Source organism: Vibrio aphrogenes, assembly GCF_002157735.2.
GTDB lineage: Bacteria > Pseudomonadota > Gammaproteobacteria > Enterobacterales > Vibrionaceae > Vibrio > Vibrio aphrogenes.
Genome location: NZ_AP018690.1, coordinates 678,565 through 702,725, shown reverse-complemented (window position 1 = coordinate 702,725; position 24,161 = coordinate 678,565). Strand labels below are relative to the sequence as shown.

Here is a 24,161-nt window from a genome sequence, read left to right as displayed (position 1 = left end):
TGTTTGGAGAGATTCAGGCAAAGGGCTTTTTTATGTCATCATACTAATCGTGCTAATTATCTGAGCATCTCATTAGTGTGATTGGTATCACTCGCCTTCTTTAGCCTTGATTTTCTTCGCTCTCTTCGTTTAGCCATTGCTATCATACCCTTGTCATTGTTATGACGCTTTCCTGAATAAAAGATTACAGTACTAAATATTAATCTTATCAATTATATTTTTTCAATTGTAATATTCTCTATTTATATCAGTAAATTAAGTTATATGTTGGTATTTACGCATAAAAATGAGGGTTGATATCTGATTTTTTGCCGTTATCATTTAATAGAAATTGATTAGTGCACTAAACAAATTGTGAGTTTGTTTTGGTCAGACACTGATAAAAATCAATCACCGTTTGGGGGCTTTGTCATTGGGATAATGATTAAGAGAACCGAGCGTACAAATAAACATATAGGGCTAAGATGATTACGGCACCATGGGTTTCACAACCTAAAAAAGTGACCCCCGCTCAGGATGAGTGGACATTTAGAAAACCCGAAATAAGCGATGGCAATCAGGTCAATGCCTTGATTGAATCGTGTCCTCCTTTGGATACTAACTCTGCGTACTGTAACTTTTTACAGACTTCCCATTTCAGCGACACATGTGTGATTGCAGAGCGAGATGGTGAGATTGCAGGCTTTGTCTCCGCTTATCTTAAACCTTCAAGTCACCCACATCGGCCCGTGTTATTTATCTGGCAAGTTGCGGTTGCACAAAAGAGTCGCGGCTGTGGGTTGGCATATCGCATGATCAAATCGCTATTAGCACGTGACTGTGTTGCAGGCGTTGTCGCCATTGAGACCACGATTACCAAAGACAACCACGGTTCGTGGAATTTATTTCGCAAGATCGAGCGTGAAGAGGGTGAAGAAGGGCGCGTCAGTGTGTTTTTAGATAAACAACATCACTTCGATGGTGAGCACGATAGCGAGTTCTTATTTCATATTCCACTTGCGATGGGGTAAAGCCATTCAGTGAATTCAAGTGGACAAATCACACGATTTCACAAGTTAACAAATCAAATACACAAACTAGTAAACCAAATTTCATTAATCTTGGTTGGGCTCCGCTCAACCAAGATAAACACATAGGATGGATAGACAGGATAAATCATGAATATCTTTAAAAAGCACGAATCAAACGTTCAATGTTATGCCAATAATTTCCCAGTAGTATTTTCTTCTGCGAAAGGCTGTTGGCTACATACCGAAGACGGAGATCGCTACTTAGATTTTCTTTCCGGTGCAGGTTCATTGAACTACGGCCACAACAACCCTGTTCTTAAAAAAGCCTTGCTTGATTATATCGACCAAGATGGTTTAACCCATGGTCTGGATATGCATTCACAAGCAAAAGGGCGATTCTTAGCAAGCTTAAACGATAACATTTTGCAGCCGCGTCAGTTGGAATACAAAGTCCAATTTACCGGCCCAACCGGAACGAATGCGGTGGAATCTGCTATGAAATTGGCGCGTAAAGTCAAAGGTCGCAGTAATATCGTTGCCTTTACTAATGGCTTTCACGGTGTGTCATACGGCGCTCTTGCTGCAACGGGTAATCAACACCATAGAGGGGGGGCCGCCATGCCATTATCGGGCGTGACGCGTATTCCCTATGAAGGCTATGCTGACGTTGATGGCCTCGCTTTATTTGAAACCATGTTAAAAGATAATTCAGCAGGCTTGGATAAACCGGCCGCGGTGATTATTGAGGTGGTACAAGGGGAAGGTGGTTTAAATGCAGCTTCTAATGATTGGTTACAGCGTTTAGAGAACATCTGTAAAAGCAATGACATTTTATTGATTGTTGATGACATTCAGGCCGGTTGTGGCCGTACCGGGACTTTCTTTAGTTTTGAGCCATCAGGTATTAAGCCAGACATGGTAACGCTCTCAAAATCAATTGGTGGTTATGGTTTGCCAATGGCGATTATGTTGATGAAACCAGAGCTGGATCAATGGGCTCCAGGTGAACATAACGGTACGTTCCGTGGTAATAACCATGCTTTTGTGACGGCGGCTGAAGCTATTGATACTTATTGGCATAACGATGAGTTTGAAATGCACATTAAAGAACGTGCCGAGCAACTAAACAAAGCATTGAATAAAGCATTAACGCAATATTCAAACTTATTTGAAAAGATTAAAGGTCGCGGCTTAATGCAAGGTATTGCTTGTAAAAATGGCGATATTTCAGATCTTATTACCAGCGAGTGTTTTGCGAACGGTATGGTGATTGAAACCGCCGGACCTGATGATGAAGTGGTGAAGTTTTTTTGCCCATTAACCGTGAGTGAATCTGAGCTAGAACAAGGTATTCATATCTTTGAAAAAGCCGTTGAAAAAGTTTCGGTGAAGCTCACTAAAAAAGCGTCATGAAAGGAATCCAAGCGCATACCTTTAAGTGAGGAAGATAAGCTCAGTAACTCATTGATAGAGTTGCCTATCACTCAAATGCCGGTATGGCAATTATTGGCGATGCGCAATTAAGCATTACTAATCCACAACATTAATCCACAATGAAGTGATGTTTATCAAGGTTGTTTTTATCAACAAAGACGCATCAAACCATGCTCATTGTGAAAAATACATAAGAGTACAAGGACAGATAATGATAGTCAGAACGTTAGAAGAATGTCGAAATAGTGAACGTCGCGTTGTAGCAGATACTTGGGAAAGTGTACGTATGCTCTTGAAAGAAGACAAGATGGGCTTTTCGTTCCACATTACCAACATTTACGCGGGAACCGATACCCACATTCATTATAAAAACCACTTAGAGTCGGTTTACTGTATTTCTGGTGAAGGTGAGATTGAAGTGAAGGGTGACAAAACTTACCCAATCAAACCCGGCACGCTTTATATCCTCGACAAACATGATGATCACCAATTACGAGCTTACAAAGGAGCAGATATGGTGATGGCGTGTGTATTTAACCCACCACTAACGGGCGCAGAAACCCATGATAAAGATGGTGTGTATCCGATTGTTGAATAGGGAATAGATGCTAGGTTGTTAGTTCCTAGTTCCTAGTTCCTAGTTCCTAGTTCCTAGGTGATTGGGCTGAAAATGAATCGCTAATAGGTATCTGTGATGATTCTATTATTGATGTAAATACAGCGGCAAAGCCTAGGAACTAGGTACTTGACCCTAGAAACTTTTACGATTTGAACAAATTTACTTAATTGATCTCCAAGGAGCCTATTTTGACTTCTGCAAATAGAAGCCACACTGCCAATATTCAAAACTCAAATCATACCGTTGAAAAAATTGGCGGTACCTCGATGTCAGCCTTTGATGCTGTGCTTGATAATATTTTACTTCGTCCAGAGAACCCTTATAACCGCATGTTCGTGGTGTCGGCGTATGGCGGTATTACCGATGCTTTGCTGGAATGTAAGCGTTCGGGTAAACCGGGTATTTATCGTTTGGTAGAAAACCGTGATGATGCTTGGGCTGACGCGATGGAAGCACTCGAACAACGCATGCTATTGATTAACGAAAATATGTTTGCTGATCCTATCAGTCGTCGCCGTGCAGATAATTTTATTAAAGACCGCATTGCGCAAGCGACCAATTGTATCAACAATATCATGGAAACTTGTCAATATGGCCAGTTCTCAATGCAGCATTATTTGCCGCAAATCCGAGAGTTTTTATCTTCCATCGGTGAAGCACACAGTGCCTACAATACTTGTTTGAAGCTAAACACTCTTAACGTGAATGCCAAGTTTGTTGATTTATCCGGCTGGGATATTGAAGAGCAAACTGAGGGCAAAGAAGGTTCGAGTAACCTTGACCGTGTGATTGAAAAAGCGTTGAAAAGTATTGATCTAACAAAAGAGCTACCGATAGTCACAGGGTATGTTTATTGCTCTGAAGGGTTAATGAAAACCTATGACCGTGGCTATAGTGAGATGACTTTCAGCCGCCTCGCGGTACTTTCTAAAGCAAAACGGGCGGTGATTCACAAAGAATATCATTTAAGTACAGCGGACCCCCGTATTGTTGGCCCAGAAAAAGTACGTCCAATGGGACAGACTAACTACGATGTGGCTGATCAATTAGCTAACCTTGGGATGGAAGCGATTCACCCTAATGCCGCATCCGGATTGCGCCGTAGTGGTATTGAATTGGTGATCAAAAATACCTTTGAACCTGAGCATAAAGGAACTTTGATTTCACATGAATTTGCCCCACATCGTTATGCGGGGAACACGGATAAAGTCGAAATTATAGCGGGTAAAAATAAGGTCTTTGCGTTACATATTTTTGATCAAGCCATGGTCGGACAAGCAGATAATGTTGGTTATGAATTGATGGAAATCATTAACGATGAGCGTGTTCAATTGGTCGGAAAAGAGATGAACGCAAACTCAATTACCTATTATCTGAGCGGCAATTCTAAAAGTAAAAATAGAGTGCTCTCTCGCGCAGAAAAAGCGTTTCCTAATGCCAGAATCACCGGCAAAATGGTGGCATTAATTTCAGTGATTGGTGCATCAATCGATACTAATAAAGCACTGAGCCACGGCATGATTGCATTGATGAACCAAAACATCACACCACGCGCAGCGCACTCGTCGATGCGTAATGTGGATGTGCAATTTGTGGTTGATGATGAAAACTATGAAGCGGCTATTTGTACTTTACACGATGAATTTATTGATGATAACCGTAAAAAGGCCGCAGCTGCTTAATACTAAAAATGGTTGTTAAGTGATCAAAGAAAATCGCGCCATAAATGATACTTAAGCAATAAATGTAAACAATAAATGAAACTAGGCACTTTTTGCCTAGTTTTTTTATATGGATTTTTTTGAAAACTTGCTTATTAGTTTATATTTTAAAATAATCAAGTTGATATGCGAAAAATAAATATACCATGTTGTCTCAAAAATAAGAATGAGCATATTTTGTAGAGAACACTTCAAGTAACCCTTTAAATTATAATGACTAATGATTTTTTTAATTATAATTTTTCTTATTTTTTTATTGAAAAAAAGTTAAGCATCATTTGTCATATAAATACTTTATTGACAATTATTGGCTGAGCGTTGCAGAATCGTTTTTAAAAGGATGTAAACCAATGAAGTACGTAGTTTGTGGGTTGTAATTGGAGTGGTTATGGATAACTATGATGATCTAGCACGTTTTAAATATAAGACTAATTCTCAGTCTATTGATTTTAAAGATTTTTTTATTGAAAACTTGAAATACGAAGTTGGTGATAATCAGATCCTCAATCAACTTTGCCAAAAAGAAAGCAACGCCTCACCGTTTGATAAAGCCACACATACCTCCAAAATAGCTATGCGTAGTATGAAAAAGAATGCTTTGCATAAAGAGCTTAATGTCTCTAAAGAGATGTCACTGGCCAATTCAGTTGACTCTGCTACTTTGCCATCTACACACTATGAACATCGGTCATACTCATTAATTGATGACTTTTCTGCCATGATGACGTCTCAATTAATCACTAAAGAGACACAAGAGTACGACTCTCATGAAGAGATACACTCACTGAATGAACATTCAAAAATAGAGAGTAATAAAGTGCCGGAGCAAGACATATTATTGGACGATTTATTTAAAAGGATTTCTTCATGTCGGTAATCTGTGTTTATTCGCCAAAGGGTGGAGTAGGGAAAACGACATTAACTGCTAATTTGGCCTATTCGCTAGCTCGTACTGGGTTAAAAGTACTTGTCATTGATTTTGATGCACAAAATTCGTTGGGATTGCATTTTGGTCTGCCACTATCTGACAATCATGGGTATGTGGCACAATCATCCAAAAGCTCTGATTGGAGTGACAGCGTTTTGACTGCGGGTAGTAATATTTTTGTTCTACCTTATGGTAATGTAACAGAACAAGAGCAAACCTTGTTTGAGCATAATTTAACCACGGATGAGTTATTTTTATCTCGAGGTTTACACTCTTTATTAAATTATCCAGGGTTAGTGATTATTGCTGATCTTCCTTCTGGACGCAGCCCAGCTTTGAAAGCCTTATCACCTCTAACCACTATGTATCTGGTTCCATTATTGCCAGATACGGCCTCTCTTTCATTACTTCCTCATATTGAAAATAAACGCCTAACTAATCATAAGTTGGCTGATCATTATTTCGTCATTAACCAAGTCGATCACCGACGTAATGTGAGTCGTGATGTATCGCTATTTATGAAAGAACGATTAGGCGAAAAATTGCTAGGTGAGATACATAAAGATGAAAGTGTTGTCGAAGCGCATGCGGCTCAGAAATTAGTATTTAACTTTAACCCTGCCTCCTCTGCGGCTTTTGATATTGAGATTGTCAGCAAAAAGGTCATTTCATTATTGAGTTTAAATATTGGTAATGGCGCTATTTAAATAGTCATAACAAATTGGATGTTCATTCGCTAAAGGAATTAGCCGTGAAAAAAATACCTGTTTATCTTTTATTGCTTATTTTAATCCCAATGGCAATGCTTATTATTGTTACGCCAATGGATAGTGAAAAGCAGTATATTTTTGCACTGACAAGCTTGGTTTGTATTGTTTTACTTAATTTCAGTAAAAAGCGCAGCATTTCGATTGTGATCGTCTTGATTTCGGTCTTAATGTCAACGCGATATATCTATTTTCGAGCCTTTCAAACGTTAGAGTTTAATTCACAAATAGAAGCCATTTTAGGTGTCGGTTTATTTCTTGCTGAGCTTTACTCTTGGATTATGTTGTTGCTTGGTTATTTACAAACGGCATTTCCTCTTAACCGTAAAATTGTACCTTTACCAAAAGATGATTCCCTTTGGCCGACAGTCGATGTTTATATCCCCACTTATAATGAAGATTTAGACGTGGTTCGAGATACCGTATTAGCGGCCCAATGTTTAGATTACCCTCGAGATAAACTGAAAATTTATTTGTTGGATGATGGGAATCGAGGCGAGTTTGCTATGTTTGCAGCAGACGCTGGCGTAGGTTATATCACTAGAAATGATAATGCCCATGCGAAAGCGGGTAATTTAAATAATGCCATGAAACTAACTAATGGTGAGTTAATTTGTATTTTCGATTGTGACCATGTGTCGACCCGTATCTTTCTTCAAGCAACAGTCGGATCGTTTTTACAAGATCCTAAGTTAGCTTTATTACAAACCCCGCACTATTTTTATTCACCAGATCCATTTGAACGAAATTTATATAAAGGTAGAGATATTCCGAATGAAGGTGAATTATTTTATGGTGCCATTCAGCCAGGAAATGATAATTGGAACGCGACTTTCTTTTGTGGCTCTTGTGCGGTGATTAGGCGTAAAGCTTTAGATGAAATCGGCGGCTTTGCCGTTGAAACCGTCACAGAAGATGCTCATACCGCTTTGAAAATGCAGCGATTGGGTTGGAAATCTGCCTTTTTAGCGATTCCGTTAGCGGCGGGACTGGCAACCGAACGTTTAACTTTACACGTAATTCAAAGGAACCGTTGGGCAAGGGGGATGACGCAAATTTTCCGTGTTGATAATCCCTTATTAGGTAAAGGTCTCACATGGCAACAACGTTTATGTTATTTAAGTGCCATGTTGTATTTTCAATTTGCATTGCCAAGAATCGTTTTTATTACAGCGCCGTTGGCTTACTTATTATTTAACTTAAATATTGTGCACTCTTCTGCAGGTTTGGTACTGGCGTATGCTTTACCGCACTTTTTATTACCGGTATTCGTCAACTCTCGTTTAAATGGACGAAAGCGCTATAGTTTTTGGGGAGAAGTCTATGACTTATCTTTAGCGTTCCATTTGGTCATTCCAACATTATTTACCATGATTTTCCCTAAACGAGGTAGTTTTAATGTTACTGATAAAGGTGGAATTCTGGATAAAGAGTATTTCGATTTTCATATTGTTCGCCCTCAAATTATCGTTGTGTTATTGCTTTTAGTTGGTATTGCTGTGGGGATCTTTCGTATTTTTGATGCCAGTACTTTTTCGGCTGAGCCGGATATTGTTTGGCTCAATATTGCTTGGGGAACATACAGTTTATTCTTCTTATCGGCGGCCATTATGTTGGCACGTGAAAGCCGTCAAATGAGAAAAACCATTCGGATTGATACTGAAATATTGACGGTTATCCATTATGCCAGTGGTATCTCCTCGCAAACCAAAACAGAAAATTTATCCATGGGAGGCTGCTCTGTGTATGCTCCTGATGATCGTCACCTTAATGACCCTGTTGAGGATGTCGAATTTCGCCTGAAGTCGGGTTTGATTAGCATTCCTGTAGAAATGGTATCTTCGAATACAGACAAAATTAAATTTCAATTTAAAGAGATTCCTTTAGCCCGTCGACGAGAATTGGTTCGTATTGTGTTAGCTCGTGCAGATGCTTGGATTCAACCTTCTAAAGCACAGGATAACCCCATCAAATCTTTGGTGACTATTGCTGCTTGTACATTTGGTGCCTTTGGGGCGATGTGCAAGAGCGTGTATAAAAAACGCCAAATAAGCCGAGATCAGTTGCAAGCGGAGAGGTCGTCATTATGAAATCGATTTTAACCTCTGTCTTGCTGTGCCTCTTATCCATGCATTCTGTATTGGCTGAAACGATTAATGAGGTCTCAGAAAAAGTATCAGAAGAGCAGGTTGGCACTTTACATAGTCGTATTAGTTTATTGCAAATGGGTCGCCCTAATGGGGTTACCTTGAGCCAAGGTCAACGACAATCGGGGATGAGCTTTACATTACCCAGCGATCAGGTTATTACCGATGCGGTGTTAAATTTACACTTACAAGTTTCTAATGAGCTTGCAGAGCATGACTCAATATTAACATTAACCCTAAATGGGCAACCGTTATCCAACATTCCATTAGACAGTGCTTCTTCCATTGCCACGGTTTATCGAATAAAGATTCCTGCAATATTAGTGACATCGTTTAATCATCTCAATTTTGAGATAGAAAGCGGTGATGAATTTTTGTGTAAGCCAGAAATTATCGAACAATACAAAGTCTCTATTTTACCTTTGACGACCATTGATTTAGTTGGACAGCAATTGAATGTCGCGGCGGATTTGAATCAGTTCCCGAAACCTTTTTTTGATGAGATGCAGATGAATGCTTCTCTTATTTCTGTGTCGCTTTCAGAACGTTTCACCCCAGAACAAGTCAGTGCTGCTGCACTTATTTCTTCTTGGTTAGGGATGGAGTCTGATTATCGTGGTGTTTCATTTCAGGTGTTAACGAATAGTTTGCCAACAGGAAATGGCATTGTGATTGGTTCACCAGGAGACATTATTGATGGTTTAACGCTCCCTCAAACAGACCAAGCTCTCATTAAAATTATCGCTAATCCAAATGCACCAGCACATAAGTTATTGTTGGTGGTAGGGAGAAATGATCAGCAACTACGTTCTGCGGCTTGGCGTTTAATCCAAGGAGGTATTCCAACTAATACTTCTGAGTTGATGGTTGCGCCTCAAGTTCTTCCTCAAAGTCAGCTATATGATGCGCCACGGTGGATTAGCACACAAAGACCGGTGTATTTGAAAGAATTAATTCGCCAAGATCAAGCCATGACAGTTGATGGAATTTGGCATGATGCTTTAAACGTTTCTTTTAGGGCTGCCCCCGATTTATTCTTATGGGACGGTGATAGTATTCCGATGAAAATCAATTACCGTTTTCCTTCAGAAAGCTGGATTGATGAAGAAAAATCATTTTTAAATATGACGTTTAATCATAAATTTTTAGATGATTTACCGATGAATAAACAAGGCGGATTAGAGAAAGTTTGGCAAATGCTGGGTGGTGATATTCGTCAAGAAAGCGTGGATATTCCTATTGATCCTAAATTGGTTTACGGTGACAACCAATTATCTTTATATTTTAAAGTCACGACAAAAGCCGATACTTTATGTAATGACTTTTTAAATTCCAATGCTCAAAGTCAAATTAAAGAAGATTCTTGGATCGATTTTAGCAAGACTAGACATTTTACCTTATTGCCTAATCTTTCTTATTTTGCAGGGTCATCTTTTCCTTTTTCTCGAATGGCTGATTATTCTGAAACCACCATTTTACTACCCTCCAAACCGGCTAATGCGCATATTGCTACATTACTCGATATGGCAGCCCGTTCAGGAAATGACACCGGTACGCCATTAGTTCATAACCGTGTGTTCTTTGGAGTACCGGATCAGGGGGATGAGGCACTCATATCTAAAGATATCCTCGCGATTTCTACAATGGACCAACAACATTTTAATGGTCAGCTATTGAGCCGTTCTCCTTTTGATACACAAGCTAAAACATTAACAGTTCGTCAACCCACGATGAGTGAAAAAGTAATACGCCTTATTAAAGGTGATTGGGATTTACATGGTGTAGAGGCCGAGCGTTATTCTTCATCTAAGCAATCTTGGCGTGGCTTCGTGAGTTATCGTTCTCCATGGAACCCTGAACGAGTGGTCGTGCTTGCTTTAGCGAGTGATAACCAGCAACTCATAAGGTTAAATCTGGATTTAAATTCGAGTGAGATTGCATCACAAATACACCATGATATGTCGATTATTACTGATGAAAATGGAGTGCGGAGTTTCCAAGTAGCCCCTCAGTTCCCTAGCGGTGAATTGCCATGGTATATGTTGATTATTTGGTATGCCAATCAACATAGTTTTCTACTGGCCTGCTTGGGTGGGCTGATTTGCTTAATTGCAGGTTTTACTTTTTATAATATTTTAGTTTCGCGGTCTAAACAGCGTCTGAATCCTGAACATGAGAACGGGTGGCATAATGAAAAATAAACAATCACAATTATTGTTGGCTGTATTACTGGGGATTTCAGTTCAAGCTCTTAATGTTAATCATGTTCAAGCTGCTGAGAATGATGCTTCTATTAAGATTTTACTTGATCAAGCTAATTATTGGCACAATCAACATCAAGATAATTTAGCAACGGAGTCATTGAAGAAAGTACTCACTGCTGATGCAAATAATGTTCAAGCATTATATTTAATGTCGTTATGGTCTGAACAAAATGGTGATATTCAAGAGGCTGAACGTTGGAAAGCAAGGTTGAAACAGGTTGCGCCGGACTCTTCTCAATATCAAGAGTTAGCAACGATGAGCCAAATAAAATCACTTTCATCGGGGCAGTTAGCTTTAGCTCGTAATCAAGCCAATAGCGGCAATATTACGGCGTCTTTAGCGACTTGGCATAAACTTTTTAATGGTGAAACTCCACCCGTTGGTTTAGCACCAGAGTATTATTTAACCATGGCGGGTGACTCTACGTTATATCCAACAGCATTAGAAGAATTAACGACATTACATCAACAATACCCGGATAATACCGCCATAGAAGTTGCTTTAGGGAAAGTACAAACCTTTAAACCTGAGACTCGGCGTCAGGGGATTGAAAGATTACAGACGTTGGCTAATAGTAATAAAGATGCCGATAATGGCTTGCGAGATGCTTTGTTATGGCTTGCTCCTAAGGTGACAGATGAAGGTTATTATCAAACATGGATACAACGTCACCCCCAAGATAATGCAGTATTAATTCATTATCAAAATAGTGTGTTAGGGACGGTAAAAACCTCTGGTTATCAAGATTTAAACCAAGGCAATTTAGCGCAAGCTGCGACACAATTTCAAAGTGTTCTAAAATCTAACCCTTCTGATGTTGATGCTTTAGCTGGGATGGGCTATGTACGTTATCGACAAAAGAATTTTGCGGAAGCAGAGCAGTACTTAAGACGTGCAGCTGAGCAAGGTGGTACTGCGGCAGTTGAGTATACCCAACAAGCTAATGAAGCCGCTTTCTACCGCCAGCTAGAGTTGGCCAAGCAAGCTGCTCAATCCGGTGATCTTAATAAAGCATTAGCGTTAAGTGAACCTTTAGCTCGTCGCTCTGGTTCGCAAGGGATTTCCGCACAATTATTTCGTGCTGACGTATTAGCACAAAAGAAAAACTACCCACAAGCCGAAAGCACATTAAAAAATGTCTTACGTACAGAGCCAAGAAATGCTGCTGCCAATGAATCTCTTTATTATGTTTTACGTGCTCAAGGTAAAACCGCAGAGGCGAATAAGGTACTGAAAAATTTACCCCAATCCGTCCAAGCTAAATTACAACCACGAAATAATTATCAAGCGATACGCGATAACGCGACCCAAGCATTAAAAAACAATCATCCTGAGCAGGCGATTGCTATTTTACAAACTGGGATTTCAACCATGCCAAGCAATCCGTGGTTACGTTTAGACTTAGCCCGTTTATACGACGCTCAAGGTTTAGATATTGAAGCTAAAGAGGTAATGTCTCCTCTTTATAGCCAACCACGTAATGGTGCGCAAAGTTTGTATGCCGCAGCCCTTTTTGCTAGTGATCAAAATGCTTGGCAGCAAGTGCAAACCTTTCTCAATAAGATCCCTCGTAACCAACAAACAGCGGAAATGAAACAGCTTTTGCAGCAAGCTCAATTTAAAGAACAGTTGCAAGTTGCAGAGCGAGATATAGCAAGAGGTGACAAAATCCAAGCTTCTATTCAATTAGAAGGACTCACGTCTTCTGTTGTTGGCCAACCTGCTTATGCTGGGGAGTTAGCCAGTATGATGGTGAGGGCTGGGGATATTAATTCGGCAGTTGATGTTGTTAATAACAGCTTATCGGAAGGGATCAAGTCCAGTATTAACCAGTATAATAATCATATTGCAGTCTTATATCAGGCAGGCTTAACCAGAGAATCATTGGCGTTATTGAATAATTCAACATTTAACAAAACCAGTACTCAAGAGGCACTTTCTGACGCACATAATTTGTATGTTATTCGAGATGCCAAAGCGTTCAGTGATAAAGGCCAGTATGCCACAGCTTACGATAAGTTAATTCGCGCCTTGCAACGTGACCCTAAAGATACGCAGTTAATGTTAGCCATGGCACGTTTGTATCAAGCAGGGAATATGAATGAAGAAGCTGGAGTGGTGTATGACTATTTACTTCCTCAAGATACTGCCAGCCAAGAAGCTCGAATCGGGGCGATTAATGTTGCATTAGCGGAGAATGATGTTGAAAGGGCGAAAGCATTATCCGAAGGTTTAAACGATAAGCACTCTCCTGAGAATTTATTGTTGCTAGCCCGCATATCAAAAGCTGATGGTAATCATCAACAAGCGCTTGCTAATCTGCGTATTGCGCGTGGTCAACTGGTTGGTTTAGAAAATAATACGTTAACGACTTCTCCGATGATTGGCGGTCAAGTGCTTGCGGATAACCCGTTTAACTCTTCTTACGGAAAAACCATGCCATGGCAAGTCTCTTCGGTGTCGAATTCCTCTCTGGTTTCAAAGAGTAAAACTAATGAACGTTTAGATTTACCCCCAGAATCGACACAAATGAGCACCTTAAATCAAGTGAATATGATGCTTGATGACCTCAATGATGATACCGCAACGTGGATTCAAGGTGGCCTCTCTGTACGAGGTAGAGATGGTGAAGATGGCTTAAGCAATCTCACGGAGGCGAAAGCACCGTTACAATGGACAACCACTGCCTTTGACGACTGGCGCTTGGATATTAACCTTGTTCCGATTTCTTTAAATGCGGGAAGTACTTCTGGTGATGCCAGTCGTCGCTTTGGAACCGGCGCTTTAATTCAAGGGCAAGTCGCACAAGCGAATGGGGTGTCAACGTTATCAGGAGATACCTTACCAGATGTGGATTCACAAGGATCTCAAAGTGTGGCTGGGGTGGAATTAGGTTTTGCACTGACAGGTTATCAATTTAAATTTGATTTGGGTACAACCCCACTTGGGGCTGAAATGAACACCTTAGTGGGGGGGATTCAATGGTCGCCGCAAATAACCAATCATAGTAAGGTGATTGTTAAAGGGGAGCGTCGAGCGGTCACTGACAGTTTGCTTTCTTATGTCGGAGCTCACGATGAGTATTCGGGTAAAGAGTGGGGACAAGTCACTAAAAATGGCGCGAGTGTTCAATACAGTTATGATGACGGCCGTGCTGGATTTTATGCGGGTGGTGGAATATGGAGTTTCTTAGGAACCAATGTCACCAGTAATAACAGTGTCGATTTTGGTGCGGGGGTTTATTTCCGTCCTTTAAGTATGGATGACCGTGAGTTTAAAACTGGCCTTAGTGTTAACTATATGAATTTTGATAAGAATTTAAGTTATTACAGTTATGGTCAAGGCGGGTATTTCAGCCCGCAAAACTACATTAGTATTGCCTTTCCGCAAGAGTATAAACAAGAATTTACCAATTTGGATTTAGTGTTAGGTGTGTCTGTGGGATATCAATCTTATAATGAAGATTCCAGTGCCTACTTTAGTAATAATTCAGATCTACAAGCTCAATTAGAAAGTTATGTTGCAGCTGGTCAAGCAGAGGAAGCTTATTATAGTGCTAACAGTCGAGATGGCCTCAGCTATAACTGGAGAGCCGGTTTAGACTACAAAATTAATAAGAAAACACGGATAGAAGGACGTGTCAGTTACGATACTTTTGGTGATTATAATGAATATATTGCCTTTTTATCTTTCAGACACATGCTAGGTGGAGAGTAAAGGATGGTCAAGTCATCAAAGATTGACGTTATTACGGAGCCATTAGCATCTTCTTTTTGGTTGGCTATTTTGCATAAGGTGCTCCTGCAATCGGAGGAGCACGATAGGGAAGGAATTTTAAAGGAACTGGGCAAGCTCATGGCGAAGACCTTCCCTATGTCTCCGGTAAAAACGTTGCAACAATTAGAGTCGCAAATGAATGCCCATGGCTCCGATTTGGGGTTAGGGATGATCCAATTAACCGCACAACAACAGGCATTAGCTATTGAGCAGACACGTAATGGGACTTGCGAGTATGACTTTGATCAGCCATTAGCGGTATTAATGGCTGAAACGTACTTGGTATGGATGAAGCAGCAAGGGGCCAATGATTCACATATAACAGTATCAATCGAGTCTGTTTCTAAAGATAAGATGACATTCCTTTTTCACGTAATTCGTTAAATTGAGTGGTGGATAAAGAATGAAAATTTCCATCTTAAGACTGATTACCTCGATGCTATGCTTCATGGTGTCTTGGCAGGCTCATGCCTCATCTGATATTGATTGGATACATTTTAAAGCCAAGTTCTTAATGCAAGATGGCCGAGTGTTAGACACTGGAAATGGCAGTGTAAGTCATAGTGAAGGCCAAGGTTATGGTATGTTATTTGCGGTCGCTGCAAATGATAAACAAAGCTTTCAACGCATTTGGAACTGGACAAAGCAATCTTTACAAAACCCCCAATCTCAACTCTTTTATTGGAAATTTAACCCAATCCTTTCCGAGCCATTGGAAGATAAAAATAATGCGACAGATGGCGATATTTTGATTGCTTGGGCTTTACTAAAAGCCGGTAAAAAATGGGGGGGAACTTATACTGAAGAATCAGAGCAGATCTTTCAAGCAGTGATGAATCATACTGTGATTGATTTTGCAGGTAAAAAAGTGTTGCTGCCAGGAGCCCATGGTTTTCGATTTGATGACTATGTTTATTTAAACCCTTCTTATTTTATTTTCCCTGCTTGGAAAGATTTTTATGCGCACACGGGCTCAGCAGAATTAAAAGCCTTGATCGAAGATAGTGAAACCTTGTTATCTAAACAATATTGATCCTCTCCTTATTTAGCGACAGATTGGGTAATGTTAAGTAAAGAAGGACGTTTAAAACCGGCTAATAAATGGCCTGCTCGTGTAAGTTATGATGCAATCCGTATACCGCTTTACCTCAAATGGTACCAACCAAAGAGCCGTTTATTAACGCCTTGGGCTCAATGGTTTGAGAACTTTTCTCGCTTAAATACTCCAGCTTGGTTGGATATTGAAAAAGGACAAACCGCAGACTATATGATGCGTGGTGGTTTATTGTCGGTCAGAGATCTGACGTTGAATAGTTTGTCTCCTGCACAAGCCAAGATAAACAATCACGATGATTATTATTCGGCTTGTCTAAAGCTACTGGCGGTTCTTGCCCAAGATCAGTTTTAAATTTAGGCTGTTCTGCATCTTAATTTTATTGTTCTAACTAGTGACAATTATTATCGATAATAAATCACGAATTACAGGATTAAAACGGATCTAATGTGTTTTATATGTCATGATTAGAGTATGCCGTTTGGGTTTGCAAAGACAATTCTCTATGGCGGCATCGCTTAGAAATAACTTTATTTTCACACTGCATATAAGAGAACCATTATGAAACTTTTAGTTCGTAACCTTGCTCGTCAAACGACCGAAATGGAAATGCGTAAAATGTTTGAAGAATTTGGCGAAGTCGGTGAGTGCACGCTCGTGTTAGATCAAGAAACGGGAGAATCGAAAGGGTTTGGTTTCGTTTATATGCCCGATCTTGATCAGGCGAAAACAGCAAGGTTTGCGTTAAATGGTAAAGAAATCGATAACAGCAAAATTAAAGTGAAAGTAGCAAGTTAATCGTTGAATTTACCTAGTGTTATCGTCGTTGTAAGGTGATCAGTAGGATACCAAATAAGATCATACTGGAAGCCAATACAAAAGAGAGTGTGATGGGTTCTTGAACAAAGACGACACCCCCTAAAGCGGCGATAACAGGGACAAATAATTGTACGACACCTGCTTGAGTTGCACTTAGTCCTTTAAGTGCAACATACCAAAGGGCATAGCCAATTCCAGAAGTGATCGCACCTGAGATCAGGGCTAGCCACACGCCAGTTTGAGTCAGCGTGTGCTGAGTGGTAAGAATATAAACCAATAATCCGATGCACATTGGAAGGCTACGAATAAAGTTACCTGTCGTCGCAGTAAGAGGATCGATACTGCTTTTCCCTCTAATGGTATACCCCGCCCAAGCCACACCCGCTATCGACATTAATACCAAGCCAAATAACGATGGGCTCGATAGGTTAGGAAGCATTAAATAAACCAACCCTGCAAACGCTAATATTATGCCTGCCCATTCGACTATTTTTAATCGATGGCCTTGAGCTAGTTGATAGACAATCATAGTGATTTGGACAGCACCAAATAAAATTAAAGCACCAGTCCCTGTCTCAACAGAAAGATAAGCAATCGAAAAACTTAATGCATAAATAAAGAGCAACCCTGCGGAAGTATTACTGCCTGCAAGGCTCAAGGGTGATTGGATGGAGGGCTTGTGAAGAACATAATGTTTGGTCAGTAGCACTAAGGCTAACATGATAGCGCCAGAGGTTAACCGCAAACCGGTAAAGCTTAATGAATCAATATTATTCTCAATCAAAGCGATACGGGCAAGAACCGAATTTGCAGCAAAAGCTACCAAAGCAAACAAGGTAAAGCATAAAGTAATAAGGTGCTGCTTGGTTGGGTGAGTCATTCAAATGGCTTTTGGGTGGTTAAGTAAAAGGCAAGCATAGTAAGGTTCGCGGGATTAAAAAAGGAAGAATCTGATCTTCCTTAGTTGATTTTGATATAAATGAAGTGATTGTTATTTTTACGCGTGATGATTTAGTGCTCAGAATGCGCCGTAGAGTGATGACTCATACCCACCATGACTTTTTTTACCGGTACGCTCATCGTTTCTGTTTCGCCATTATTATAATTGAGAGTGACCGTGATATTTTGTCCTTCAATCAGTGGTTGTTTTATATTTAATAACATGATGTGGTCACTACCTGGCTTGAGTTGGACTTCACCATGCGCAGGGATCGTAATGCGCTCAACTTGACGCATTTTCATCATATCTCCCACTTTTTCAACGGTATGCAATTCGACTTTCTCAGCGGCATCGGTGTGAGCGGCAACTAATGAACGTTCATTGGCCATGTGGTTTTCTATGGTCATGAAAATGGCACTGTTTACAGCGTTGGGCGCGGTTGCTCTGGCGTAAGGCTCATCATATTTAAGACCATCGTGAGCGAATACTGATGGGCTAAGTAGCAGACTGGTAAGTAACACAGTGTTGAGTAATAGAGAAACAGGTTTCATCTAGAAGTTTCCTTTTTCTATTTGTTGAATAGCGAATATAAGGGGTTGTGGGTTCATTGTATGAGGGACTTTTTTAATGATGGCCCCGTTAGGATGTACAAAATAAAAATATGAGCTGTGATCTATGGTGTACTTCAAGGCGGATTCTTTGAGTTCCGTTTTCTGAAATATCACCCCATATTGCTGTGCTAGCGAGGTGATGGTGTCGAGCGAGCCCGAGTAACCTTCAAGGTTTGGATGAAAATAATGCGCATAAGCTTGCGTATCTTCACCCTTATCGCGCTCAGGGTCTAAAGTAATAAAAATAGGGCGAATGTGACTTAACTCAGATGGGGTTAATTGCTTCATGGCGGCTGAGAGCATCGCTAACGAAGTCGGGCAAACATCAGGGCAACGAGTAAAACCAAAATATAAAATCCGAATACGAGGATCTTGAGGGTCGAATATATTGACCGCTGAGTGATTAGCTCCTTCTAAAAGCTGAGTCGAATGCAAGGTGGATGGTACAGGACGGTTTTGCAGATACACGCTCAAGGCAGCCCCACAAGCAAATGCGATAAGTAAGCTCACAATCCATGATTTTTTCATTTTTCCATCCTGATAGAAGTGTAAACATGATGACCATCTTGGTCGGTTATGGTGCCTATCCACGTCATTTGAGCATCAGTACAAATGGGTAAAATAACCGAGCCTTCATACAGACCATTTTGTTGTTTTGGGAGCGGGAATCTCACTATCCCTAAATCCATCTCTAAGCCACGTAATGTCAGTATTAAGCTATCACTATTATTGTGTGGCCAATTGACTTGAATCTGGCTTTCTTTTAGTGGTTGCGCAATATCTGTATCTAAGGTGATGGTGATGCCTTGCTGTTGGCAGCTTTTGGTCGAGAGCGCGCAATATTGAGATGGTGCGGCAGGCAATTGAGCGAATGGTGATGATGAGGAGAGCCATTTAGGCAGATAAAAACCCGCTAACCCAGCCACAATAAGTAACGCTAAGAGAGGAATAACTGAGCGGTTTTTGGTGGCGGTTGGTGCAAGTTCTGGCATAAGTTCGGTATTATCAATAATGATGTTAACGATGATTAACCGAATATTAACATGAGACTGTGGGCGGTGGGGAATTTATCCTAATTTGTTGAGCGAAAGAGCACAAAATAAAACGTCTAGAAACCGCGAGGCTCCTAGACGTTGATAATGAGGCAAACGTTGATAACGAGATAAGCCTTACTAATGAGGCTATTGCTTGGTCTGTGCCACTTTTTCTAATAACCAAACAATACCAATACCGGCTAGCATGCAAACAATCGATATGACTAGTTGCGAGGGTTGTCCCATAATCTGTTCAAATTGATGCGGCCATAAATTTTGTTCCACTAAAGGAACACGCGCACCATGTGAATCAATACGCCAGCTAATCGTTTCTTTCCACGGCCAAATTTTAGGTAGTGTCCCGACCATTAACCCAGTTAAGAAGACCAAAGTTGCTGCACGGTACTTATTTAATAGCCAAGATAATACGTGAGAGAAGCTGAGTATCCCAACGACAGTACCAAGGGTAAATAATCCTAAAACGGGAATATTGAGTTCTTTTACCGCGGTCAGGATTGTTGGATAAATACCTAATAATAGTAAGATAAAGCTGCCTGAGATCCCCGGTAGAATCATCGCACAAATGGCAATGGCACCAGCTAAGATTAAATTAATACTGGTTGGTTGCATATCGATGGGCTGTAAAACCGTAATGGTATAAGCAAAGCCAACGCCAATGAACAAAAAGAGTACGTGAATTAACCGTCTTTCCTCGACCTGCTTTAAAATATGGACAACTGAAATCAAAATCAGGCCAAAGAAGAAAGACCACAATGGAATAGGGTGGGTTACCAGTAGCCACGAAATTAACTTCGCTAAGGTTAAAATACTGGTCAGAATACCGCCAAATAAAGCAAGAAGAAAACCTGCATTAATATGTGTCAGTACTGCTTTAAACCCCTCACGTTTCCATAGCTTAAACAAGCTAGGGTTTACTTTTTTAATGCTGTTTAGCAAAGTGTCATAAACACCGGTAATAAAAGCAATTGTACCACCAGATACCCCAGGAACTACATCCGCAGCTCCCATCGCGAGACCTTTTAGGTAAGTGAAAAGATAATTCATAGATCAATACCGTTAAATCAAAGTCCATATTGCTTATGGACGGACAAGGATGAGTAGATTGTCATGAATTATGCCAAATAAAAAGCTTTAGTCGCTGTTATTTAACAACTTTTATTGAAAAGCCCACCAAAATGCTTGATAAAACGCATCTTTTGCTTCTTTTTCAATCATTAAGCCATTACTCGAAATTAGCCGATCAAAGGGCCAAGTCATGATTTCTTGGATAGATGCGCGCAATTTGGGTTTATTCGTAAACTTACGTCGCACACGATACGGTAGCGTGAGTTGATTACGTCCGCCTTGTACTAAAGTCGTGAATTTTTGACCTAAAGGCAAGTGGGATTGCAGCGCGACTAGGTTATTACTGATAAATAAGGTGCGACTGGCCGGGTCACAAAAAATCATTTGATTGGGAGATTCATCGTTTTCTATCGAGGTTTGTAGGATTTGCCCTTGCCATTGTTTTGGGGTTTGGTGAGAAAGGACACCATCAAAATTCAAATCGGTTCGCTTTTCGATTAAAGCATGAGGGGCAAAAAAATAGGCTTTTGAATATCCCAGCCACCATTCGGAAAGATGGTGATGATAGGTCGGCGTTGATGAGATGATAAATTTGACTTGGCCAAGTTGCGAGAGGGCTAACTGACATTGAGTGGTCAGTTCAATCGGGGATAAGATCATTAATTCTTCATTATCGAGTTTAATGATGACCATACGTTGGATATGCGTAAATCCAAACTTACGATAGGTTTTATCGATATACCAAACTCGGTTGGTTTCCCATTCTGTAAACATCTGGCTTGCTTCCTTGCAAACAAAAACAAAAACACATTGGAGTTTATCTCAAAATTTACCAGACTAGTTAGTGATTTATACAGTATTTTATTGCGCTAATACCTTAACGATACACAAACTGTCTTTTGTTATTCGCAACAAATAGGTTTATAAATTAGGATAATAAGTATATGTTTTATATTGAAATTTAAATCATTCAAGGAACTGGAAATGAAGTTATCGTCGATTGCCTATTCACTTTTATTGAGTTTACCTTTTATTGCACAAGCTGCGATGATTCACCCTAATGACCAGTTAGCAGAAGATCAAGATTTAGTCCGGGGTAATGGAGCAGAGCCGGCCACGCTCGATCCTACTTTTGTGAACTCAGGGATGCCAGGAGATATTATTGCCAATGATATGTTTGAAGGTTTGTTAATTGAAGACTCTCAAGGCAAGATCATTGCAGGCCAAGCGAGCAAATGGAGCGTCTCTGACGATGGGAAAACCGTCACTTTTACATTACGTGATGGGATAACATGGTCCAATGGGCAGCCAGTATTAGCATCGGATTTTGTCTTTGCATGGCAACGGGCTGTCGATCCTAAAACGGGCAATAATACTGGTCATTACTTTACCACTGCTAATATTGAGAATGCAGGCGCTATTTTAAAAGGTGAGAAACCTAGTTCTGCCTTGGGTATTAAAGCGGTAGATGCAAAAACCCTCCAAGTGAAGCTAGAAAAACCGACACCTTATTTTTTCAGTTTAATGAGTATTAAAACCTTCTTTCCATTGCCACAAAAAGTGGTTGAGAAGCATGGTTCACATTGGACTCGGCCTGAGAATATGGTCACTAATGGTGCGTATAGTTTAGTAAAATGGGTGCCGAACGAATATGTTGAAGTCGTCAGAAATCCACACTATTGGGATAATGAGCATACGGTTATCAATAAGGTCACATACCTTGGTCTCGCTTCACAAGCGGCTGAATTAGCTCGCTTTCAAGCAGGAGAAATTGATATGACGAATCGGGTGCAATTAGATTATTATCAAAAACTACTGAAAGAAAATCCTGACCAAATCAAAGCTCAGCCATTATTAGGGACATATTTATATTCTTTTAATACCAAGCATAAGCCATTTGACGATGTGCGAGTACGCCAAGCTTTGAGTATGGCAGTCGACCGCGATATTTTGGTCGAAAAGATCACCGGTCAAGGGGAGCCAGCCGCTTATTCTTTAGTGCCCGAAACCATTCCTGATTATCAATTAGCGATGCCTGATTTTTTCAAATTGACGTCAAAGCAGCGTATGCAAAAAGCCACTGAGTTATTAAAAGCTGCTGGGTTTGATCAGCAACATCCGTTGTCGTTTACTCTGACGTACAATACCAGTGAAAACCATAAAAAAATCGCATTAGCTTTAGCCTCAATGTGGAAACCGTTGGGAGTGAAAGTGGAATTAAGAAATATGGAATGGCAAGGTTATGTGGCAAGTAAAGCGGTGGGGGATTATCAAGTGGCCCGCTCGTGGATGTTTGCGGATTATCCAGAACCATCAGGACTTTTAAATAATTTTACTTGTGCTCATGTTGCCAATGAAAGCGGCTATTGCGATCCTAAGTTTGACGCTTTAATGGCACAAGCAGCGAATGAAACAGACAAAACACAACGTTACCAACTTTATCATCAGGCGGAAGATTTACTCAATCAAGCCGAACCTTTTATTCCTTTGCACCATTATATGCATACCCGGGTGGTACGTGAAACGTTGAAAGGGCTGCCAGAGAATAACCCTAAAGGTAATATTTATGCCAAAGACATGTATTTTGTCCAGCCTTGAGTTGTCGCGAGTTTTTGAGTCATGAACTGAGTCACTAAAAGGAGCCTAACCGCTCCTTTTTTGATGAATGGAGAGTGGCTTGAGAACAGAAAAGTACTCGAACATTTACTCTATTAATAGCGCTGATGTGTCTTTTATTCATTAACCTCACTGCGGATAATTAAAAGTTACTCAATACCGTACTTTGAGCATCTAACTTATTTAAAATCAAGGTAATAGGCCAGTTATTGACTGATGATCTTGCCTTGTTACCCATCCCCAATTGCGGCATTGAAAGAAAGTATTCAACCTTAAGTACCTGATAGATATTTTTATTACCTATATATCAGAAGGTTAAATTTGTTATTGTGACACTTTTATCCGAAGTTGAGGGTAACTATCTGAAAATTAGATAGATATTATGTTTCTTCATTCGGATTAATGAGTATAATTCCCGCTTATTATTACCTCCAGTATTGTAGAATTTATAATGAACTCCATCGAGATTGAGCAACAAGCCTTATATCAACAACCTATTCATAAAGTATTTTGGCGCTTTACCATTCCTTCTGTGATGGCGATGTTAGTGAATGGCCTGTATCAGGTCGTCGACGGTATGTTTGTTGGTCATTACATTGGTTACGAAGGCTTAGCAGGGATCAATCTTGCTTGGCCTTTAATTGGAGTTGTAGCCGGGCTGGGTATCATGATCGGCATGGGCGGTGGTAGTGTGGTGTCTATTTTTCGAGGTGAGCAAAATGCTCCACAGGCTCAATCTGCATTATCGACCAGCTTATGGTTATCACTAATATTTGGTTTGGTCGCTTCCTTTTTATTGCATTTGGTTGGTCATCGGGTGTTGTTGGCTCAAGGTGCGACACAACAAGTTTTATCTTTAAGTTCTGAATATGTATCGGTTTTTTCTTGGGGAGCGATTTTTACGGTTGCGGCGGCGGCCTTACCCATGCTGATTCGCAACGACAATAGTCCTAATTTCAGCACACTATTATTGGCGATAGGCGCGGTGCTGAATATTCTTCTTGATTATGTCTTTATTGGTATATGGAGCATGGGATTAAAAGGGGCAGCCATTGCGACTTTGATTTCTCAAGCGTGTGTGGTGGTGATTGCCGTGGGTTACTTTTTCTCTAATCAAGCTTACATTCGTTTGAATATTAAAGCACTGCAACTCAATATTAGCCTTGCGCAACGCAGTGTGTCTTTAGGGGCATCAAGCTTATTGATGTTTTTCTATTTTGGTTTTATTGCGGCGGTTCATAACAAGTTATTACTTGAGTTAGGCTCACCTTTACATGTTGCGGCCTTTGCGGTTATTGGTTACCTCGGCACCTTGTATTACCTGACCGCTTAG

At 40.3% G+C, this 24,161-nt stretch carries 19 protein-coding genes and 1 pseudogene; 14 read left to right on the top strand and 6 right to left on the bottom strand.

Annotated features, from left to right (window positions below; translation table 11 throughout):
- The first annotated feature begins 464 nt into the window (after positions 1-464).
- From ectA to VCA1004_RS14335, 12 genes and pseudogenes are all read left to right on the top strand, one after another.
- Positions 465-1,010, top strand: a complete 546-nt coding sequence (ectA, locus tag VCA1004_RS14390; protein ID WP_086981126.1) for a diaminobutyrate acetyltransferase — start codon at positions 465-467, stop codon at positions 1,008-1,010.
- Between the two features lie 147 nt (positions 1,011-1,157).
- The gene (ectB, locus tag VCA1004_RS14385; protein ID WP_086981125.1) at positions 1,158-2,423 is read left to right on the top strand and encodes a diaminobutyrate--2-oxoglutarate transaminase; all 1,266 of its coding nucleotides are present in this window, start codon (positions 1,158-1,160) and stop codon (positions 2,421-2,423) included.
- Positions 2,424-2,655: 232 nt separating this feature from the next.
- On the top strand, positions 2,656-3,042 hold the full coding sequence (locus VCA1004_RS14380; protein WP_086981124.1) for an ectoine synthase: 387 nt from the start codon (positions 2,656-2,658) through the stop codon (positions 3,040-3,042).
- 209 nt (positions 3,043-3,251) lie between these two features.
- Complete coding sequence (locus VCA1004_RS14375; protein WP_086981123.1) at positions 3,252-4,745, top strand: aspartate kinase; 1,494 nt, start codon at positions 3,252-3,254, stop codon at positions 4,743-4,745.
- Between the two features lie 427 nt (positions 4,746-5,172).
- Entirely contained in the window at positions 5,173-5,661 is a 489-nt protein-coding gene (locus tag VCA1004_RS14370) for a hypothetical protein (protein WP_086981122.1), read from the top strand.
- Entirely contained in the window at positions 5,652-6,419 is a 768-nt protein-coding gene (bcsQ, locus tag VCA1004_RS14365) for a cellulose biosynthesis protein BcsQ (protein ID WP_086981121.1), read from the top strand. The genes VCA1004_RS14370 and bcsQ overlap by 10 nt, the downstream gene beginning before the upstream one ends.
- Positions 6,420-6,463: 44 nt before the next feature.
- On the top strand, positions 6,464-8,569 hold the full coding sequence (bcsA, locus tag VCA1004_RS14360) for a UDP-forming cellulose synthase catalytic subunit (protein WP_086981120.1): 2,106 nt from the start codon (positions 6,464-6,466) through the stop codon (positions 8,567-8,569).
- Positions 8,566-10,827, top strand: coding sequence for a cellulose biosynthesis cyclic di-GMP-binding regulatory protein BcsB (bcsB, locus tag VCA1004_RS14355; protein WP_086981119.1), 2,262 nt, complete (start codon positions 8,566-8,568; stop codon positions 10,825-10,827). Before bcsA ends, bcsB begins: the two co-directional genes overlap by 4 nt.
- Positions 10,817-14,608, top strand: coding sequence for a cellulose biosynthesis protein BcsC (locus VCA1004_RS14350; RefSeq protein ID WP_086981118.1), 3,792 nt, complete (start codon positions 10,817-10,819; stop codon positions 14,606-14,608). The genes bcsB and VCA1004_RS14350 overlap by 11 nt, the downstream gene beginning before the upstream one ends.
- Positions 14,609-14,611: 3 nt before the next feature.
- A complete protein-coding gene (bcsD, locus tag VCA1004_RS14345; protein ID WP_086981117.1) occupies positions 14,612-15,052 on the top strand; it encodes a cellulose biosynthesis protein BcsD in 441 nt (146 codons plus the stop codon).
- 19 nt (positions 15,053-15,071) lie between these two features.
- Positions 15,072-16,076: pseudogene (locus tag VCA1004_RS15320) on the top strand (glycosyl hydrolase family 8).
- Between the two features lie 207 nt (positions 16,077-16,283).
- The gene (locus VCA1004_RS14335) at positions 16,284-16,520 is read left to right on the top strand and encodes an RNA recognition motif domain-containing protein (protein WP_086981116.1); all 237 of its coding nucleotides are present in this window, start codon (positions 16,284-16,286) and stop codon (positions 16,518-16,520) included.
- Between the two features lie 19 nt (positions 16,521-16,539).
- On the opposite strand, the gene VCA1004_RS14330 is transcribed toward VCA1004_RS14335, so the two are convergent.
- The 6 genes from VCA1004_RS14330 to VCA1004_RS14305 form a co-directional block, all read right to left on the bottom strand.
- Positions 16,540-17,421 (bottom strand): DMT family transporter, encoded by an 882-nt coding sequence (locus VCA1004_RS14330; RefSeq protein WP_086981115.1) that lies wholly within the window; start codon positions 17,419-17,421, stop codon positions 16,540-16,542.
- Positions 17,422-17,552: 131 nt separating this feature from the next.
- Complete coding sequence (locus VCA1004_RS14325) at positions 17,553-18,032, bottom strand: copper chaperone PCu(A)C (RefSeq protein WP_086981114.1); 480 nt, start codon at positions 18,030-18,032, stop codon at positions 17,553-17,555.
- Positions 18,033-18,620, bottom strand: a complete 588-nt coding sequence (locus VCA1004_RS14320; protein WP_086981113.1) for an SCO family protein — start codon at positions 18,618-18,620, stop codon at positions 18,033-18,035.
- Complete coding sequence (locus VCA1004_RS14315; protein WP_086981112.1) at positions 18,617-19,084, bottom strand: hypothetical protein; 468 nt, start codon at positions 19,082-19,084, stop codon at positions 18,617-18,619. The genes VCA1004_RS14320 and VCA1004_RS14315 overlap by 4 nt, the downstream gene beginning before the upstream one ends.
- A 189-nt stretch (positions 19,085-19,273) precedes the next feature.
- Positions 19,274-20,191 (bottom strand): DUF368 domain-containing protein, encoded by a 918-nt coding sequence (locus VCA1004_RS14310; RefSeq protein WP_086981111.1) that lies wholly within the window; start codon positions 20,189-20,191, stop codon positions 19,274-19,276.
- Positions 20,192-20,302: 111 nt separating this feature from the next.
- Entirely contained in the window at positions 20,303-20,986 is a 684-nt protein-coding gene (locus VCA1004_RS14305) for a hypothetical protein (RefSeq protein WP_086981110.1), read from the bottom strand.
- Positions 20,987-21,196: 210 nt separating this feature from the next.
- Here VCA1004_RS14305 and VCA1004_RS14300 point away from each other — a divergent pair, with 210 nt between their 5' ends.
- Both VCA1004_RS14300 and VCA1004_RS15315 read left to right on the top strand, forming a co-directional pair.
- A complete protein-coding gene (locus VCA1004_RS14300; RefSeq protein WP_086981109.1) occupies positions 21,197-22,810 on the top strand; it encodes a peptide ABC transporter substrate-binding protein in 1,614 nt (537 codons plus the stop codon).
- 469 nt (positions 22,811-23,279) lie between these two features.
- A complete protein-coding gene (locus VCA1004_RS15315; protein ID WP_232012660.1) occupies positions 23,280-24,161 on the top strand; it encodes an MATE family efflux transporter in 882 nt (293 codons plus the stop codon).

What these genes read in the sequence shown, in the direction of transcription:
- ectA (WP_086981126.1), top strand. Translation starts at nt 465, where the DNA reads ATGATTACGGCACCATGGGTTTCACAACCTAAAAAAGTGACCCCCGCT.
- bcsB (WP_086981119.1), top strand. Translation starts at nt 8,566, where the DNA reads ATGAAATCGATTTTAACCTCTGTCTTGCTGTGCCTCTTATCCATGCAT.
- VCA1004_RS14350 (WP_086981118.1), top strand. Translation starts at nt 10,817, where the DNA reads ATGAAAAATAAACAATCACAATTATTGTTGGCTGTATTACTGGGGATT.
- bcsQ (WP_086981121.1), top strand. Translation starts at nt 5,652, where the DNA reads ATGTCGGTAATCTGTGTTTATTCGCCAAAGGGTGGAGTAGGGAAAACG.
- VCA1004_RS14315 (WP_086981112.1), bottom strand. Translation starts at nt 19,084, where the DNA reads ATGCCAGAACTTGCACCAACCGCCACCAAAAACCGCTCAGTTATTCCT.
- VCA1004_RS14310 (WP_086981111.1), bottom strand. Translation starts at nt 20,191, where the DNA reads ATGAATTATCTTTTCACTTACCTAAAAGGTCTCGCGATGGGAGCTGCG.
- VCA1004_RS14330 (WP_086981115.1), bottom strand. Translation starts at nt 17,421, where the DNA reads ATGACTCACCCAACCAAGCAGCACCTTATTACTTTATGCTTTACCTTG.
- VCA1004_RS14305 (WP_086981110.1), bottom strand. Translation starts at nt 20,986, where the DNA reads ATGTTTACAGAATGGGAAACCAACCGAGTTTGGTATATCGATAAAACC.
- VCA1004_RS14335 (WP_086981116.1), top strand. Translation starts at nt 16,284, where the DNA reads ATGAAACTTTTAGTTCGTAACCTTGCTCGTCAAACGACCGAAATGGAA.
- VCA1004_RS14300 (WP_086981109.1), top strand. Translation starts at nt 21,197, where the DNA reads ATGAAGTTATCGTCGATTGCCTATTCACTTTTATTGAGTTTACCTTTT.
- bcsD (WP_086981117.1), top strand. Translation starts at nt 14,612, where the DNA reads ATGGTCAAGTCATCAAAGATTGACGTTATTACGGAGCCATTAGCATCT.
- VCA1004_RS14380 (WP_086981124.1), top strand. Translation starts at nt 2,656, where the DNA reads ATGATAGTCAGAACGTTAGAAGAATGTCGAAATAGTGAACGTCGCGTT.
- VCA1004_RS14320 (WP_086981113.1), bottom strand. Translation starts at nt 18,620, where the DNA reads ATGAAAAAATCATGGATTGTGAGCTTACTTATCGCATTTGCTTGTGGG.
- ectB (WP_086981125.1), top strand. Translation starts at nt 1,158, where the DNA reads ATGAATATCTTTAAAAAGCACGAATCAAACGTTCAATGTTATGCCAAT.
- VCA1004_RS14325 (WP_086981114.1), bottom strand. Translation starts at nt 18,032, where the DNA reads ATGAAACCTGTTTCTCTATTACTCAACACTGTGTTACTTACCAGTCTG.
- VCA1004_RS15315 (WP_232012660.1), top strand. Translation starts at nt 23,280, where the DNA reads ATGAACTCCATCGAGATTGAGCAACAAGCCTTATATCAACAACCTATT.
- VCA1004_RS14370 (WP_086981122.1), top strand. Translation starts at nt 5,173, where the DNA reads ATGGATAACTATGATGATCTAGCACGTTTTAAATATAAGACTAATTCT.